At 63.6% G+C, this 12,775-nt stretch carries 12 protein-coding genes; 3 read left to right on the forward strand and 9 right to left on the reverse strand.

The window, feature by feature from the left end:
* Positions 1–141: 141 nt before the first annotated feature.
* From GGQ88_RS07475 to GGQ88_RS07495, 5 genes are all read right to left on the reverse strand, one after another.
* Positions 142–1,353, reverse strand: coding sequence for a type III PLP-dependent enzyme (locus GGQ88_RS07475; protein WP_183612534.1), 1,212 nt, complete (start codon positions 1,351–1,353; stop codon positions 142–144).
* A gap of 170 nt (positions 1,354–1,523) precedes the next feature.
* Positions 1,524–2,747 carry a serine hydrolase domain-containing protein gene (locus GGQ88_RS07480; RefSeq protein ID WP_183612535.1) on the reverse strand — a complete coding sequence of 408 codons (1,224 nt, stop codon included), beginning with the start codon at positions 2,745–2,747 and terminating at the stop codon, positions 1,524–1,526.
* Positions 2,748–2,787: 40 nt separating this feature from the next.
* On the reverse strand, positions 2,788–3,984 hold the full coding sequence (locus GGQ88_RS07485; RefSeq protein WP_183612536.1) for a carboxynorspermidine decarboxylase: 1,197 nt from the start codon (positions 3,982–3,984) through the stop codon (positions 2,788–2,790).
* A gap of 13 nt (positions 3,985–3,997) precedes the next feature.
* Positions 3,998–4,432 (reverse strand): GxxExxY protein, encoded by a 435-nt coding sequence (locus tag GGQ88_RS07490; RefSeq protein ID WP_183612537.1) that lies wholly within the window; start codon positions 4,430–4,432, stop codon positions 3,998–4,000.
* Between the two features lie 64 nt (positions 4,433–4,496).
* Positions 4,497–5,702, reverse strand: a complete 1,206-nt coding sequence (locus GGQ88_RS07495) for a saccharopine dehydrogenase family protein (RefSeq protein WP_183612538.1) — start codon at positions 5,700–5,702, stop codon at positions 4,497–4,499.
* 79 nt (positions 5,703–5,781) lie between these two features.
* Here GGQ88_RS07495 and GGQ88_RS07500 point away from each other — a divergent pair, with 79 nt between their 5' ends.
* From GGQ88_RS07500 to GGQ88_RS07510, 3 genes are all read left to right on the forward strand, one after another.
* Positions 5,782–6,768, forward strand: a complete 987-nt coding sequence (locus GGQ88_RS07500; protein ID WP_183612539.1) for a threonine ammonia-lyase — start codon at positions 5,782–5,784, stop codon at positions 6,766–6,768.
* Between the two features lie 69 nt (positions 6,769–6,837).
* Complete coding sequence (locus GGQ88_RS07505) at positions 6,838–7,269, forward strand: MAPEG family protein (protein ID WP_183612540.1); 432 nt, start codon at positions 6,838–6,840, stop codon at positions 7,267–7,269.
* Between the two features lie 27 nt (positions 7,270–7,296).
* A complete protein-coding gene (locus GGQ88_RS07510; protein WP_183612541.1) occupies positions 7,297–7,725 on the forward strand; it encodes an MAPEG family protein in 429 nt (142 codons plus the stop codon).
* Positions 7,726–7,856: 131 nt separating this feature from the next.
* Here the strand turns inward: GGQ88_RS07510 and GGQ88_RS07515 are convergent, their stop codons facing one another.
* From GGQ88_RS07515 to ilvD, 4 genes are read right to left on the reverse strand one after another with little or no spacing between them, the layout of a single operon-like run.
* Complete coding sequence (locus tag GGQ88_RS07515; protein WP_183612542.1) at positions 7,857–9,062, reverse strand: class I SAM-dependent RNA methyltransferase; 1,206 nt, start codon at positions 9,060–9,062, stop codon at positions 7,857–7,859.
* A complete protein-coding gene (locus GGQ88_RS07520) occupies positions 9,059–10,468 on the reverse strand; it encodes an NAD(P)H-hydrate epimerase (protein WP_183612543.1) in 1,410 nt (469 codons plus the stop codon). Before GGQ88_RS07520 ends, GGQ88_RS07515 begins: the two co-directional genes overlap by 4 nt.
* Positions 10,452–10,811: a hypothetical protein gene (locus GGQ88_RS07525; RefSeq protein WP_183612544.1), complete on the reverse strand. Its 360-nt coding sequence runs from the start codon at positions 10,809–10,811 to the stop codon at positions 10,452–10,454. Before GGQ88_RS07525 ends, GGQ88_RS07520 begins: the two co-directional genes overlap by 17 nt.
* Positions 10,808–12,655: a dihydroxy-acid dehydratase gene (gene ilvD / locus GGQ88_RS07530; protein ID WP_183612545.1), complete on the reverse strand. Its 1,848-nt coding sequence runs from the start codon at positions 12,653–12,655 to the stop codon at positions 10,808–10,810. The genes GGQ88_RS07525 and ilvD overlap by 4 nt, the downstream gene beginning before the upstream one ends.
* Positions 12,656–12,775: the final 120 nt, after the last annotated feature.

The following is a 12,775-nucleotide window of genomic DNA, read 5'->3' on the forward strand; positions in this document are numbered from 1 at the left end:
CTCAGCGCCCCCTGCTTCCTCTGCGCCTCTGCGCGAAACCCGTTCTCTTCTCTGACTGACGTTTCCCGTCAGCAATTGCGGCTCCAACGAAAAAGGCCCCACCTCACGGCAGGGCCTTTTCTCAACTCAAACCACGCTAAATCAGCGCAGCGAAACCACGTTGTCCGAGACGCGCGGATCACGGCGGTCGCCACGGTACTGGCTCGACATCGGTTCATCCGACACTTCGAACACGTCCGTTGCGCCGAAGCCGTTGAACGCGGTCTTCATCGCAGCGCCGTAGGCACCGAGCATGCCGACCTCGATGTAATCGCCCGCACGGATGTCCGCCGGCAGTTCGAACGGGCCTTCCATGTGGTCCATGTCGTCGCAGGTCGGGCCGTAGAAGCTGAACGGCTCCATCTCGGCCACGCCGATATCGACGTCATTGGCGACTTCATTGCGCAACACGCGCACAGGGAAGCGCCAGCCCACGTGTGCCGCATCGAACAGCGCGCCATAGGCCCCGTCGTTGATGTACAGCTCGGTCCCGCGGCGGCGTTCGACGCGCACGATCATCGAGTTGTATTCGGCAGACAGCGCCCGGCCCGGCTCGCACCACAGTTCTGCCGAGTACGAAACCGGCAGCGATTCATAGGTACGGTCGATCACGCCGAAGTAGTCTTCGAGCGGGGGCGGTTCCATGCCGGGATAGATCGACGGGAAGCCACCGCCGACATCGATGATGTCGACCAGCACCGATGCGTCGACGATCGCCGCCCGCACGCGCTCGAGCGCCTGCACATAGGCGTGCGGGCTCATCGACTGGCTGCCGACGTGGAAGCACACGCCGAGCGAGTCAGCGGCCTGACGGGTCGCCTGGAGCAGTTCTGCGGCCTGGGTCAGGTCACATCCGAACTTCGAGGCAAGGCTCAGTTCGGAATATTCCGACGACACGCGCAGGCGGACGCACAGCGTCAGATCCTCGGCGTTGTCGCAGGCGTCCTTGATCTTCTCGAGTTCTTCGAGCGAATCGAGGCTGAACACGCGCACGCCGTGGCTGTGATAGGCCTCGCGGATCGCGCCTGCCGATTTCACCGGATGCATGAAGCACAGCGTCGCGTCCGGCAGAGTCTCGCGCACCAGACGCACTTCGACCACCGAAGCGACGTCGTAATGCGTCACTCCGGCGTCCCACAGGATGCGCAGGAGATCGGGCGAAGGGTTTGCCTTCACTGCATAAAGCGACTTGCCCGGAAACTTCTCGACGAAGAAGCGGGCGGCGCGCGCGGCGGCGTGCGGTCGGTTCAAAATGGCGGGTTGGTCAGGCGCGGATGCGCCAACTACAGCCAATGCATCAGGATAGATGTGCAACTCAAGGGACCCCCAAACGGAACGTTGAACAAGGCTGCCTTGCGGTTTGGAAGTCCCCATGGGGCAGCGAGAGGCGTAAATAGCCCCCCCTCGCTGAACATCAAGTGAAAAACTCAGCCAGTGATGCGACTGTCTGAAAAATGAAACAATTCCAGACAGATCGTATTTTATCAGCGACTTAGCGTAGCAGCCAACGCTGACCATGCCGGAAGCGAAAGCGGATCGTTCGCCCCGTTTGCCGCAATCGGATGAGATGCGAATCGCGCAATCGTCATTTCGGCACGCGGATTGACCCACAGCGTCTGCCCGTGAATGCCCCGCGCGCTGAAACAACCGTCGTCATCCATCGCGTGCCACCACTGGCTGCCATAGCTCCACCCCGGCAATTGGGGATAGCGTACAGGGTCGAAATGCGCAGGATCGCCACCCGCACGGATGCGCTCGACCACGCCCGCCGGGATCACCCCCAGCCCGCCCAACCGCATCGCTTCGCCGAACCGCGCCAGATCCTCCAGCCGCATGTTGAGTCCCCCGCCTGCAAATGGCGCTCCTGCGCCGTCCACGATCAGGTCGGCATCCCCCAGCATTCCAAGCGGCTGCCACAGGCGCTGCGTCAACACATCGGCAAAGTCACGCCCCTCGATCCGGCTGATCATCCACGCCAGCACATCGGTATTCGGCGTGCGATAGGTGAACCCGGCGCCATGCTGGCCCGCCTTGGCGATGGACGGCAGGTAGCCCCACAGATCGGTTGCGCCTGCATATCCCACAGGGCGCGGCGTAAGCCCCAGCGCAGCGCTATAGGCGCCGATGCCCGAATTGGGATCGGCATAGTCCTCTGAGAACGCCAGCCCCGTCGTCATGTCGAGCACCTGCCGCACGGTCGCATCGCCGAACCCGCAGTCTGCCAGTTCCGGGAGAAGGCTCGCAACCAGCACCGCCGGATCGAGCCGACCCTCCTCGACCAACATCTCGGCAATCGTCCCGACGAAGCTCTTGGTAACGGAGAACGCAATGTGCCGCGTGTCGGGTCCGGTCACGCCGAAACAGCGCTCAAACACCACCTCGCCCCGGTGAAGCACCATGATCCCATCCGTGAACGCCTGCGTCAGCGATTGCTCGAACGAAACCGGCGTATCAGCCCCGAGTGGCGTGAATGACACCCCGGCCAGACCATCGCGGATCGCCCGCGCGAACGGCTCGCCACCGCCCGCCGCCACCCGCCGCGATGGCGAAAACTGGCGCATGTTCGAATAGGCCCAGCGGATCATCGGAAAGCGCATGTGATCGGCACGCGAGGCCAGCAGCAGCTTGTCAGCAGGCGGCGGAAAGCCCTGCATCCAGCCCATCCGCACGGGATCGCTGCTCAACCCATCGAGCGTTTCGTCAACCATGCCCATCTCCCGCACACTTATCGTTGCCGGGCAGCATGCCTTACGAAAGGCGGTCGCGGAAGTCCTCGTAGGAAAAGCCGCGCACCTTCTCCAGCGCGTCGGTCTCGCTGTCCCACAGCCAGATCGACGGCAGCGGTACGCCGTTGAACGTGGTCGTCTTGACCATCGAATAATGCGCCTGATCCAGGAACGCGAACCGCACCCCCGGTTCAGTCGCCACCGGCATCCGGTAATCGCCGATCACGTCTCCGGCCAAGCACGAAGGCCCGCCCAGACGTACCGGCGCATCACCCTGCCCGTCCTCGTATTCGTCAATCGGCAACTCGCCCAGCATCGCCGGACGATAGGGCGCCTCGATCACATCGGGCATATGGCACGTTGCCGAAATGTCGGTGATCGCCAGCGGCATCCCGTTCCAGTGCGTATCCAGCACCGTGCCGATCAGTATCCCGGCGTCGAGCGCCACGGCCTCACCCGGCTCCAGATAGATCTCGCACCCGGTGCGCGCCTTCACAGCCTTGAGGAACTCGACCAGATCATCGCGCTGGTAGTCGGCGCGAGTGATGTGATGCCCACCGCCGAAGTTCAGCCACTTGAGCTGCCCGAGATAAGGCTCGATCCGGGGCAGCAGAGCTTCCCAGGTCCGCTCAAGGGGCTCGAAATCCTGTTCGCACAGCGTGTGGAAATGCAGCCCCGAAACGCCCTCGAGATGCTCCGGCAGCAACTGGTCCACCGGAAAGCCCAGACGCGAATGCGGCGCGCAAGGGTCGTAGCGGGGCACCTCGCCCTCCGCGTGGAGCGGGTTCACCCGCAGCCCTATGTCGAACACATCCCCCCGCGACCGCGCCGCCGCGATCTCGCCCTTGAAGCGCTCATGCTGCCCCGGCGTATTGAAGATCACATGGTCCGATAGCCGCAGGACCTCGGGCATATCACCCGCCTTGTAGGCTGCACAGTACGTGGCGATCTCACCGCGATAGTGCTCGGCCGCGAGCAGTGCTTCCCACAGCCCAGACGTACACACGCCGTCGAGATATTCCCCGACAATGGGCGCAACACGCCACATCGAGAACGCCTTAAGCGCCGCCAGAACCTTAATCCCGGCCCGGTCGCGCACGTCGGCCAGCACCGCCAGATTGGCCCGCAACTTCGCGGCATCGACCACGAACGACGGGCTATCGACCCGCATCAGGTCAAAGTGGGCAAACGCGCCCGGATCACCGGCCTTTGTTTCCATCACGTTCGCCTATTCAAAGTGTTTCGCGCAGAGGCGCAGAGGAGGCAGAGATCGCGGAGATCTGATCCGGCCTGTAGTTGTTGACCATTCGGCGGATACCTTCTTTCATCGTCGCCCCTGAAAAGTTGAGAAGCAGCCCGACGGGCTGATTCATCAAACGCAGATAGGTAAGCAACTGCTTCGCGTGAGCCTTGCTCAACTGCTCGATCGCCTTGACCTCTACGATCAGCTGCCGCTCGACCATGAGGTCGATGCGAAACGCTGCGTCATAGAAGTGCCCGTCAAGACTTACTCCAACCGCAACCTGCCGTTCGACGTGTAGTCCGCGTTGCTCAAGCCGTCCTGCAAGCACCGCCTCGTAAACCGACTCGAACAGACCAGGCCCAACGTCGCGATGAATTCCAATCGCCACATCGATAACCGCAGCGCTGACCTCATCAATCTCCATCGGCAAGCCTCTCAGCGCTCTCTGCTTCCTCTGCGCCCCTGCGCGAAACCGCCTGCCTGCCCTTTTAGAAAGCCAGCGGCCCAGCCAGTTCCTTCACCTGCCACGGCAGCCCGTGCGCATTGAGCATGTCCATGTACGGATCGGGGTCCATCTGTTCGATGTTGAACACGCCCGCACCGCTCCACACGCCCTGCACCATCAGCGCCGCGCCGATCATCGCCGGAACGCCGGTGGTGTAGCTCACGGCCTGGTTGCCTGTTTCGGCATAGGCGTCTTCGTGATCGCAGATGTTGTAGATGTAGAAGGTCTTCTCGACCCCGTCCTTCATGCCCGTCGCGATATCGCCGATGTTGGTCTTGCCCTTGGTCGTCGCGCCCAGCGATGCAGGTTCGGGCAACACGGCCTTGAGGAACTGCAGTGGGATGATCTCGCGGCCCTCGTACATCACCGGGTCGATCCGCGTCATGCCGACATTCTGCAGCACGGTCAGGTGCGTGATATAGGCGTCGCCGAAGGTCATCCAGAAGCGGATGCGCTCGATCTCGGGGATGTGATGCGCGAGGCTTTCGAGTTCCTCGTGATACATCAGATACATGTTCTTCGGGCCGACCGCCTCGAAGTCGAACGTCTCGCGGATGGTCAGGGCGGGCGTCTCCACCCACTCACCGTTCAGCCAATGGCGCGCAGGCGCGGTGACTTCGCGGATGTTGATCTCGGGATTGAAGTTGGTCGCAAAGTGCTGGCCATGATCTCCGCCATTACAGTCGAGAATGTCGAGCGTACGGATCGTGTCCAGCTTGTGCTTGCGCAGCCATGTCGCGAAGACGCTGGTCACGCCCGGATCGAAGCCCGAACCCAGCAGCGCCATCAGCCCCGCCGCCTTGAAGCGCTCCTGATAGGCCCACTGCCACTTGTATTCGAACTTGGCCTCGTCGATCGGCTCGTAGTTCGCGGTGTCCATGTAGCTGACGCCCGCCGCAAGGCACGCATCCATGATGTTGAGGTCCTGGTACGGCAGCGCCAGATTGACGACGAGGACAGGCTTGACCTCATTGATCAGCGTGGTCGTTGCAGCAACATCGTCGGCATCGATCTGGTAGGTGTCGATCGAAACGCCGGTGCGCTCCTTGACCGAAGCAGCGATCGCATCGCACTTCGATTTGGTCCGGCTCGCCAGCGCTATGCCGGTAAAGATGCCCGAATTCATCGCCATCTTGTGAACCGCGACCGAGCCGACGCCGCCTGCGCCGATGACGAGAACTTTAGCCATTGCTTCTCCAAACACATTTTCGCGTCGCCGCGTTCCAGACGCGCGGGACAATCATGGATTGGGCCTTTAGGGTATCGCCATGACAAATCCAATTCTTAACCCACGCGCGCCGACTGCCGAGGGCGTGGCCCGTGCCGCCGCGAAGATCGCCGAGTTGCTTCCGACCACGCCATTGCTCCCACTCGAATTGCCCGGCGGCGCAATCGTGTGGTGCAAAGCCGAAAGCCTGCAGCCCGTCGGAGCGTTCAAGATTCGCGGCGCATGGCACCGATTGACCGATCTGTCCGATGCAGAGCGCCAACGCGGCGTCGTCGCGGTATCGAGCGGAAACCACGCGCAAGGCGTCGCATGGGCGGCGCAACGGCTCGGGATCGCTGCGACCATCGTGATGCCTGTCGATGCTCCCGAAGTGAAACTCGCCGCAACCCGCGCGCTGGGGGCGCAGGTAGTCCTTTACGACCGCCCTGGCGGCGAAAGCCGCGACGAAGTCGCCGCGACGATTATCGCCGGCAACGGCGCTACGCTCGTCCACGCCTATGGCGACCCGTGGGTGATCGAAGGCCAGGGAAGCACCGGCCTCGAACTCGCCGCGCAGATGATCGAGCGCGCAGGCAGCCCGCCGACACGCGTCCTGTGTCCCTGCGGCGGCGGGGGCCTGACCTCAGGCCTCGCACTCGCCCTGCCCGAGGCCGAGATCATCCCCGTCGAACCCGAAGGCTGGGACGACGTCCGCCGCAGCCTCGCCGCGGGTGAAATCCTCGGCGTCGAGCCTGGTCCGCCCGCTACCGCCTGCGACGCCCTGCAAACGCTGGCCACTTATCCGGTCAACTTCGCGGTCATGTCATCGCAGGGGCTGCAGGGCCTCGCGGTTACCGAAGCCGAGGTCCGCGCGGCCCAGCGCTACGCCTTTGGCAAGCTGCGCCTTGTCGTCGAACCCGGCGGCGCAACAGCATTGGCGGCGGTCCTTTCCGGACAGGTCGCCACCGATGGGCGCACAGCCGTGATTCTCTCGGGCGGGAACGTCGATCCCGTTGCCTTCGCCCAAGTGCTTATGACGTCAGATTAAGTTGCATTTGACAATGTGACGCCCAATCCGCACTCTCCCGCGTAATAATACGAAGGGGGAGACAGCAAGATGCAGGCGCAAATCCTGACCCCGGCAGCTGTTCTCGTGCTGTGGTCGCTGGTCATGCTGTTCTGGATGGGCTTCACCCGCCTCCCCGCGCTGAAGAGCATGGGCGGAATCGGCAAAGCCAAGCCCGGCGGTCGCGGACAGGATCTCGAAGGCGTCCTTGCGCCAGAGATCAACTGGAAATCGCACAACTATTCTCACCTCATGGAACAGCCGACGCTGTTCTACGCGACGGTCGCAATCCTTGCGATCATGGGTCCGGGCTCGCTCGATGTCGCCCTCGCATGGGCCTACGTCGTGATCCGCATCATCCATTCGGTCTGGCAGGCCACGGTCAACCGCCTGCCGGTACGCTTCTCGCTGTTCGTTCTGTCCTCGGCTTGCCTGATCGTGCTGGCGATCCGAGCACTGGGAGCGACGCTCGGACACGGCTGATCGGGTTAACAACGGGGGAGAATGACAATGAAGATCGCAGCAATCTTGCAACCGGCCGTCGCCTTGATGGTCTGGACGATGGTCATGTGGCTGTGGATGTACGTGACGCGCATTCCGGCAATGAACGCAGCAAAGATCAATCCTGACGATCTGGCGAACGACCCGACCAAAACGCTCGATGATCTCCTGCCCGCCAGCGTCCAGTGGAAAGCGCACAACTACAACCACCTGCACGAAGCGCCGACGCTGTTCTACGCCGTCACGCTGCTGCTTGCGGTCGCAGGCTACGGCAACGGCACCAGCGCCACGGTCGCATGGGCCTATGTCGGCCTGCGGGTGGCTCACTCGCTGGTGCAAGTCACCGTGAACAAGATCGCGGTCAGGTTCGTCCTGTTCGCGCTATCGTCGGTCGCGCTCGCCGCGCTGATCTACCACGCCGCACGCGTGGTGTTCTAAGCGACCGACTATTCAAGACTACCGGCGCCCCCGCGAAGGCGGGGGCCTCAGGCCTTTGCATGCGACCTCCCGAGGTCCCCGCCTTCGCGGGGAAGCGGAAGAATGGTGCAGGGCCAGTTGCTTGCGCAACCTCAATCGCGCACGAACAAGCTCGCCAGCTCGACATGCGTCGACCAGCGGAATTGCCCAACCGGTCGCAGCTCCGCCAGCCTGTAGCCTCCCGCGATCAACCGCACCGCATCGCGCGCCCAGCTCGCCGGGTTGCAGCTGATGTAGACGACCCGCCCAACCTTGCTTGCCGCGATCTGGTCCACCTGCTCCTGCGCGCCGGCACGCGGCGGATCGAGCAGCACTGCGGCGAAGCGATCCAGTTCCTCCACCCGCAGCGGATTGCGGAACAGGTCGCGGTGCAGGCAATGCACCGGCCGACCCTGCATCCGCGCTGCCGACTGGCAAGCCAGATGCGTATCCCGCGCCGCTTCCACGGCCAGAACCTTCGTGCCCGGTCCGGCCAGCGCAAACGCGAACGTCCCAAGCCCCGAAAACAGATCGGCTACGGTGGCGGAACCAGCCAGCCACTCCTGCGCAGCTGCGACCAGGACAGCCTCGCCATCGCGCGTCGCCTGCATAAACGCACCCGGCGGCAACGACACCGGCGTCGCACCGAACGTCACGGTAACCGGCTCAGGCTCCCACGTCGCTTCCGGGCCAAAGCCGCTATCGATGGCCAGACGGGCGAGTCCGTTCTGACCAGCAAAATCGAGCATCGCCTCGGTTCGGGCCAGACCCTCGACCTTCAGCCCCTTGAGCCCGACCGACACCCCCTGATCCGCCAGCGCCAGATCGACATCGACCGCCAGCTTGCGCCCGCCCCAACCTTCGAGCAGCTTGCGCAACGGAGCGACCAGCGCGAACATCTCAGGGGCGAGCACATGGCATTCGCGCATGTCGATGATCTTGTGCGAACCTTGCTCATGAAATCCGATCACGACCCGATTGCCAATGCTTTGCGCATGCAGCGTCGCACGGCGGCGGCTTCGCGGCGGTGACAGGTGCGGAGCCGCCACGTTGCTCGGCTCAATCCCCTGCCCGCGTGCGCCACCCACCACGCGGTCCGAAACGTATTCGGCCAGCGCATTTTCGGACAAGTGCTGCAACTGGCAGCCGCCGCACTCCGGGAAGTGGCGGCAAGGCGGATCGACATGATGCGCGCCGTTGATCAGCGTCCCGTCGTCCTGCAGGATATCGCCCGGCGCTGCCAGCGCGGCATAACGCCCATCCGCAGTCGCGCCTTCGCCTTTTGCGGCGATGCGCACAATCAATCCGGGGTCGCTCATGCAAGGCACTCTTCAAGGGCAGGTCGGATGGCAGCGGCAAGCTCGCCAGCGGTAAAAGCAGCGCCACACAGTCGCGCCGCTTCGCCGTGGAGCCATAGTCCTTCTTCGGCTGCGCGCAATGCATCGCCGTGAACCGCAAGTCTGCTTGCGATGGTCCCGGCCAGGACATCGCCCGTCCCCGCGACCGACAGCCATGATGAGGCTGGCGACGATACGACCAACGCCCCATCAGGCGCGGCGATCAGGCTGTCTGCTCCCTTGAACACAACGACCGCGCCGCTGGCCTGCGCCAACGCCAATGCGCGCTCCCGCCGCAACCCTTTGGAAGCCAGCCCGAAGGACGATTCCAGCGCCGCCATCTCGCCCTCATGCGGGGTTACGACGCAAGCCGCTTCTCCCAGCATTCCAGGCTTCAGCAAGACCAGTGCATCGGCATCGATCACCGTCGGCCTGCCAGCGCAGAGAATCTCGCGCAGCGCCTGCTCGGCTTGCTCGTCCCGGCCCAACCCCGGTCCCACCAGGAGGGCAGCAATCCGCGCGTCCCCCAGCAGCGCACCACGGTCGGTCACCACAAGATCGGCAGGCAAGCCTGGCAAAAAACGACGCTCGACCGCAAGCTTCACATAGCCCGCGCCGCCATGCTGCCCGGCCCGCGCCGCCAGCAGCCCTGCTCCCGGCATTGCGCCGCCGACAACGCCAAGGAGCCCTCGCCGATACTTGTGAGCATCGAACGCTGGCGCCTCGATCAGCGGCTTCTTGAGCACGCGCGCAGCGCAGGCCTGCGCATCCACCCCAATATCGACCAGCCTGAGTGCGCCCATGTTATTGCGCGCCGGCATCCCAAAATGGCCATGCTTCCATGCGCCCAGCGCAATCGTCATCGTCCAGTCGGGCAGACCTTCATTGAGGACGGCACCGGTATCGCTATCCACTCCGCTCGGAACGTCGATGGCCACACGCAGGGGATGGCGCGCGGCAAGCCCTGCAAGCAACGCATGCAGGTCATCCGGCAGGGCGCGCGTCAGACCGCTGCCGAACAGGCAGTCCACCAGCACATCGCCCTGACAGGTATCGGACACCGCACGCACGGCACCATGATAAAGCGATCTTGCCGTGCGTGCCGCATCGGTGGCGGCCTCACGCGCTTCAATCACGCTAACCTGATTTCCGGCTCCCCACAGGTATTCCGCGATGACCCAGCCATCGCCGCCGTTGTTGCCGGGACCGCACAGGATCGTGACCGACCTACCGGCGGCGATCCTCCGCACCCATTCGCCCGCCCCACGTCCGGCACGCTGCATCAGTTCATCGACGCTGGTTCCGTTCGAGATCAGCGCATTCTCGGCATCGCGCATCTGCGCGACGGTCAGGACCTGTCGCAGCACATGGTCACGATTGCGGGGCATCGGCTTTCATCCTCGCCGGAAAACGGTAAGTGTCGTTGCCAACCGAGACTTCGAGAACGCCTTCGGAGGACCAGTCGGCCGTTGCCGGATCGGCCCCGTCTGCGGCAACCACGCCGCGTCCATCGTCAACCATTTCGAACCGCCGGAACGCGCCGTCTTTGTGGCGCACGGTCAGAAATCGTCGCTCGCCCACCCGGGAATCTTCGACAAAACAATCCGGTAGGAACTTCATCGAACCCGCCAACGCGCAGTCGATCACCCGGCCCTTGGGCGCTTCCTCAGCAGGGGAACACGCGGCAATCGCCGCGCAAAATGCCAGCCCGCAAAGCGCCCGCACCCTCATTTGCGCTCAAGCTGCGTGATATCCCGCACCGCCCCCCGCGCCGCACTGGTCGTCATCGCGGCGTAAGCCTTCAGCGCCGTAGAAACCTTGCGTGGCCGTTCCTTCGCCGGATGCCACCCCTTTGCATCCTGCGCGGCGCGGCGCGTCGCCAATTCCTCGTCGGAAACCAGCAGGTTAATTGTGCGCGCGGGAATATCGATCGCGATCACATCGCCGTTCTCGACCAGCCCGATCTCACCACCCTCAGCCGCTTCGGGCGAGACGTGGCCGATCGAAAGCCCTGAAGTCCCACCGGAAAATCGGCCGTCGGTCAGCAGCGCACAGGCCGCGCCCAAGCCCTTCGATTTGATGTAGCTCGTCGGATACAGCATCTCCTGCATCCCCGGCCCGCCCTTGGGTCCTTCATAGCGGATCACCACGACATCGCCCTCGACAACCTGCCCGGTGAGGATGCCGGTAACCGCCGCGTCCTGGCTCTCGAAGACCTTGGCAGGTCCTGTGAACTTGAGGATTTTTTCGTCCACGCCCGCCGTTTTGACGATGCAGCCATCGCGCGCGACATTGCCCGACAGAACCGCCAGCCCGCCATCCTGCGAGAACGCATTCTCGGCCGACCGGATCACTCCGCTCTCCCGATCCAGGTCCAGTTCCTTCCAACGACGATCCTGCGAGAACGCGACCTGCGTCGGCACCCCGCCCGGCGCGGCCTTGTAGAATTCCTGCACTGACGGCGCATTGGTCCGGGAAATATCCCATAGATTCACGGCGTCGCCCATCGTGCGGCTGTGAACCGTCGGCAAGTGCGTGTGGAGCAGACCGGCGCGCTCCAGTTCACCAAGGATCGCGTAGATCCCCCCCGCGCGGTGGATATCCTCCATGTGCACGTCGGCCTTGGCCGGCGCGACCTTCGACAGGCAAGGCACCTTGCGCGACAGGCGGTCGATGTCGGTCATGGTGAAGTCCACGCCGGCTTCATGCGCGGCGGCGAGCAGGTGGAGCACGGTGTTGGTCGATCCGCCCATCGCAATGTCGACGCTCATCGCGTTTTCGAATGCCTCAAAGCCCGCAATCGTGCGGGGTAGCGCGGTTTCGTCGTCCTGTTCGTAGTACCGCTTGCACAGATCCACGACGAGGCGGCCTGCTTCCAGAAACAGGCGCTTACGGTCGGCATGGGTCGCCAGCGTCGATCCGTTGCCCGGCAGTGACAGGCCAAGCGCCTCGGTCAGGCAGTTCATCGAATTCGCGGTAAACATGCCCGAACACGACCCGCACGTCGGACAGGCCGATCGCTCGATCGTCTTCACTTCTTCGTCGGTGTAGCTTTCGTCGGCGGCGGCGACCATCGCATCGACCAGATCGAGCGCGGTTTCCTTGCCGCGCAGCATGACCTTGCCCGCCTCCATTGGCCCGCCCGAGACGAATACCACCGGGATATTGATCCGCAGCGCTGCCATCAGCATGCCCGGCGTGATCTTGTCGCAGTTCGAGATGCACACCATCGCATCGGCGCAATGCGCATTGACCATGTATTCGACGCTGTCGGCGATCAGGTCGCGGCTCGGCAGCGAATAGAGCATCCCGTCGTGGCCCATCGCGATGCCGTCATCGACTGCGATGGTGTTGAATTCCTTGGCAACTCCGCCAGCCGCCTCGATTTCCCGCGCGACCATTTGCCCGAGGTCCTTGAGGTGGACGTGGCCCGGCACGAACTGGGTGAAGCTGTTGACGACAGCGATGATCGGCTTGCCGAAATCGCTGTCCTTCATGCCGGTGGCGCGCCACAGACCGCGCGCGCCCGCCATATTGCGGCCATGGGTCGTGGTGCGTGAACGATAGGCGGGCATGGTGCAACTCCGGACAGGGAATCAGTTTTCGTGGCGACTTGGCGCTTGCCCTATCCCAGCGCAACGGCCCGTGTCGAAAGTAATAATTACAACCATGTCAGTCTGGATGGAACGCTTGAA

Origin of the sequence: Novosphingobium hassiacum, from assembly GCF_014196055.1 — a bacterium.
Lineage (GTDB): Bacteria > Pseudomonadota > Alphaproteobacteria > Sphingomonadales > Sphingomonadaceae > Novosphingobium > Novosphingobium hassiacum.

Bases quoted from the DNA above. Each gene is read 5' to 3' on its own strand.
- GGQ88_RS07515 (WP_183612542.1), bottom strand. From the start codon at position 9,062: ATGAGCGACCCCGGATTGATTGTGCGCATCGCCGCAAAAGGCGAAGGC.
- GGQ88_RS07505 (WP_183612540.1), top strand. From the start codon at position 6,838: ATGCAGGCGCAAATCCTGACCCCGGCAGCTGTTCTCGTGCTGTGGTCG.
- GGQ88_RS07510 (WP_183612541.1), top strand. From the start codon at position 7,297: ATGAAGATCGCAGCAATCTTGCAACCGGCCGTCGCCTTGATGGTCTGG.
- GGQ88_RS07485 (WP_183612536.1), bottom strand. From the start codon at position 3,984: ATGGAAACAAAGGCCGGTGATCCGGGCGCGTTTGCCCACTTTGACCTG.
- GGQ88_RS07525 (WP_183612544.1), bottom strand. From the start codon at position 10,811: ATGAGGGTGCGGGCGCTTTGCGGGCTGGCATTTTGCGCGGCGATTGCC.
- GGQ88_RS07500 (WP_183612539.1), top strand. From the start codon at position 5,782: ATGACAAATCCAATTCTTAACCCACGCGCGCCGACTGCCGAGGGCGTG.
- GGQ88_RS07480 (WP_183612535.1), bottom strand. From the start codon at position 2,747: ATGGTTGACGAAACGCTCGATGGGTTGAGCAGCGATCCCGTGCGGATG.
- ilvD (WP_183612545.1), bottom strand. From the start codon at position 12,655: ATGCCCGCCTATCGTTCACGCACCACGACCCATGGCCGCAATATGGCG.
- GGQ88_RS07495 (WP_183612538.1), bottom strand. From the start codon at position 5,702: ATGGCTAAAGTTCTCGTCATCGGCGCAGGCGGCGTCGGCTCGGTCGCG.
- GGQ88_RS07490 (WP_183612537.1), bottom strand. From the start codon at position 4,432: ATGGAGATTGATGAGGTCAGCGCTGCGGTTATCGATGTGGCGATTGGA.
- GGQ88_RS07520 (WP_183612543.1), bottom strand. From the start codon at position 10,468: ATGCCCCGCAATCGTGACCATGTGCTGCGACAGGTCCTGACCGTCGCG.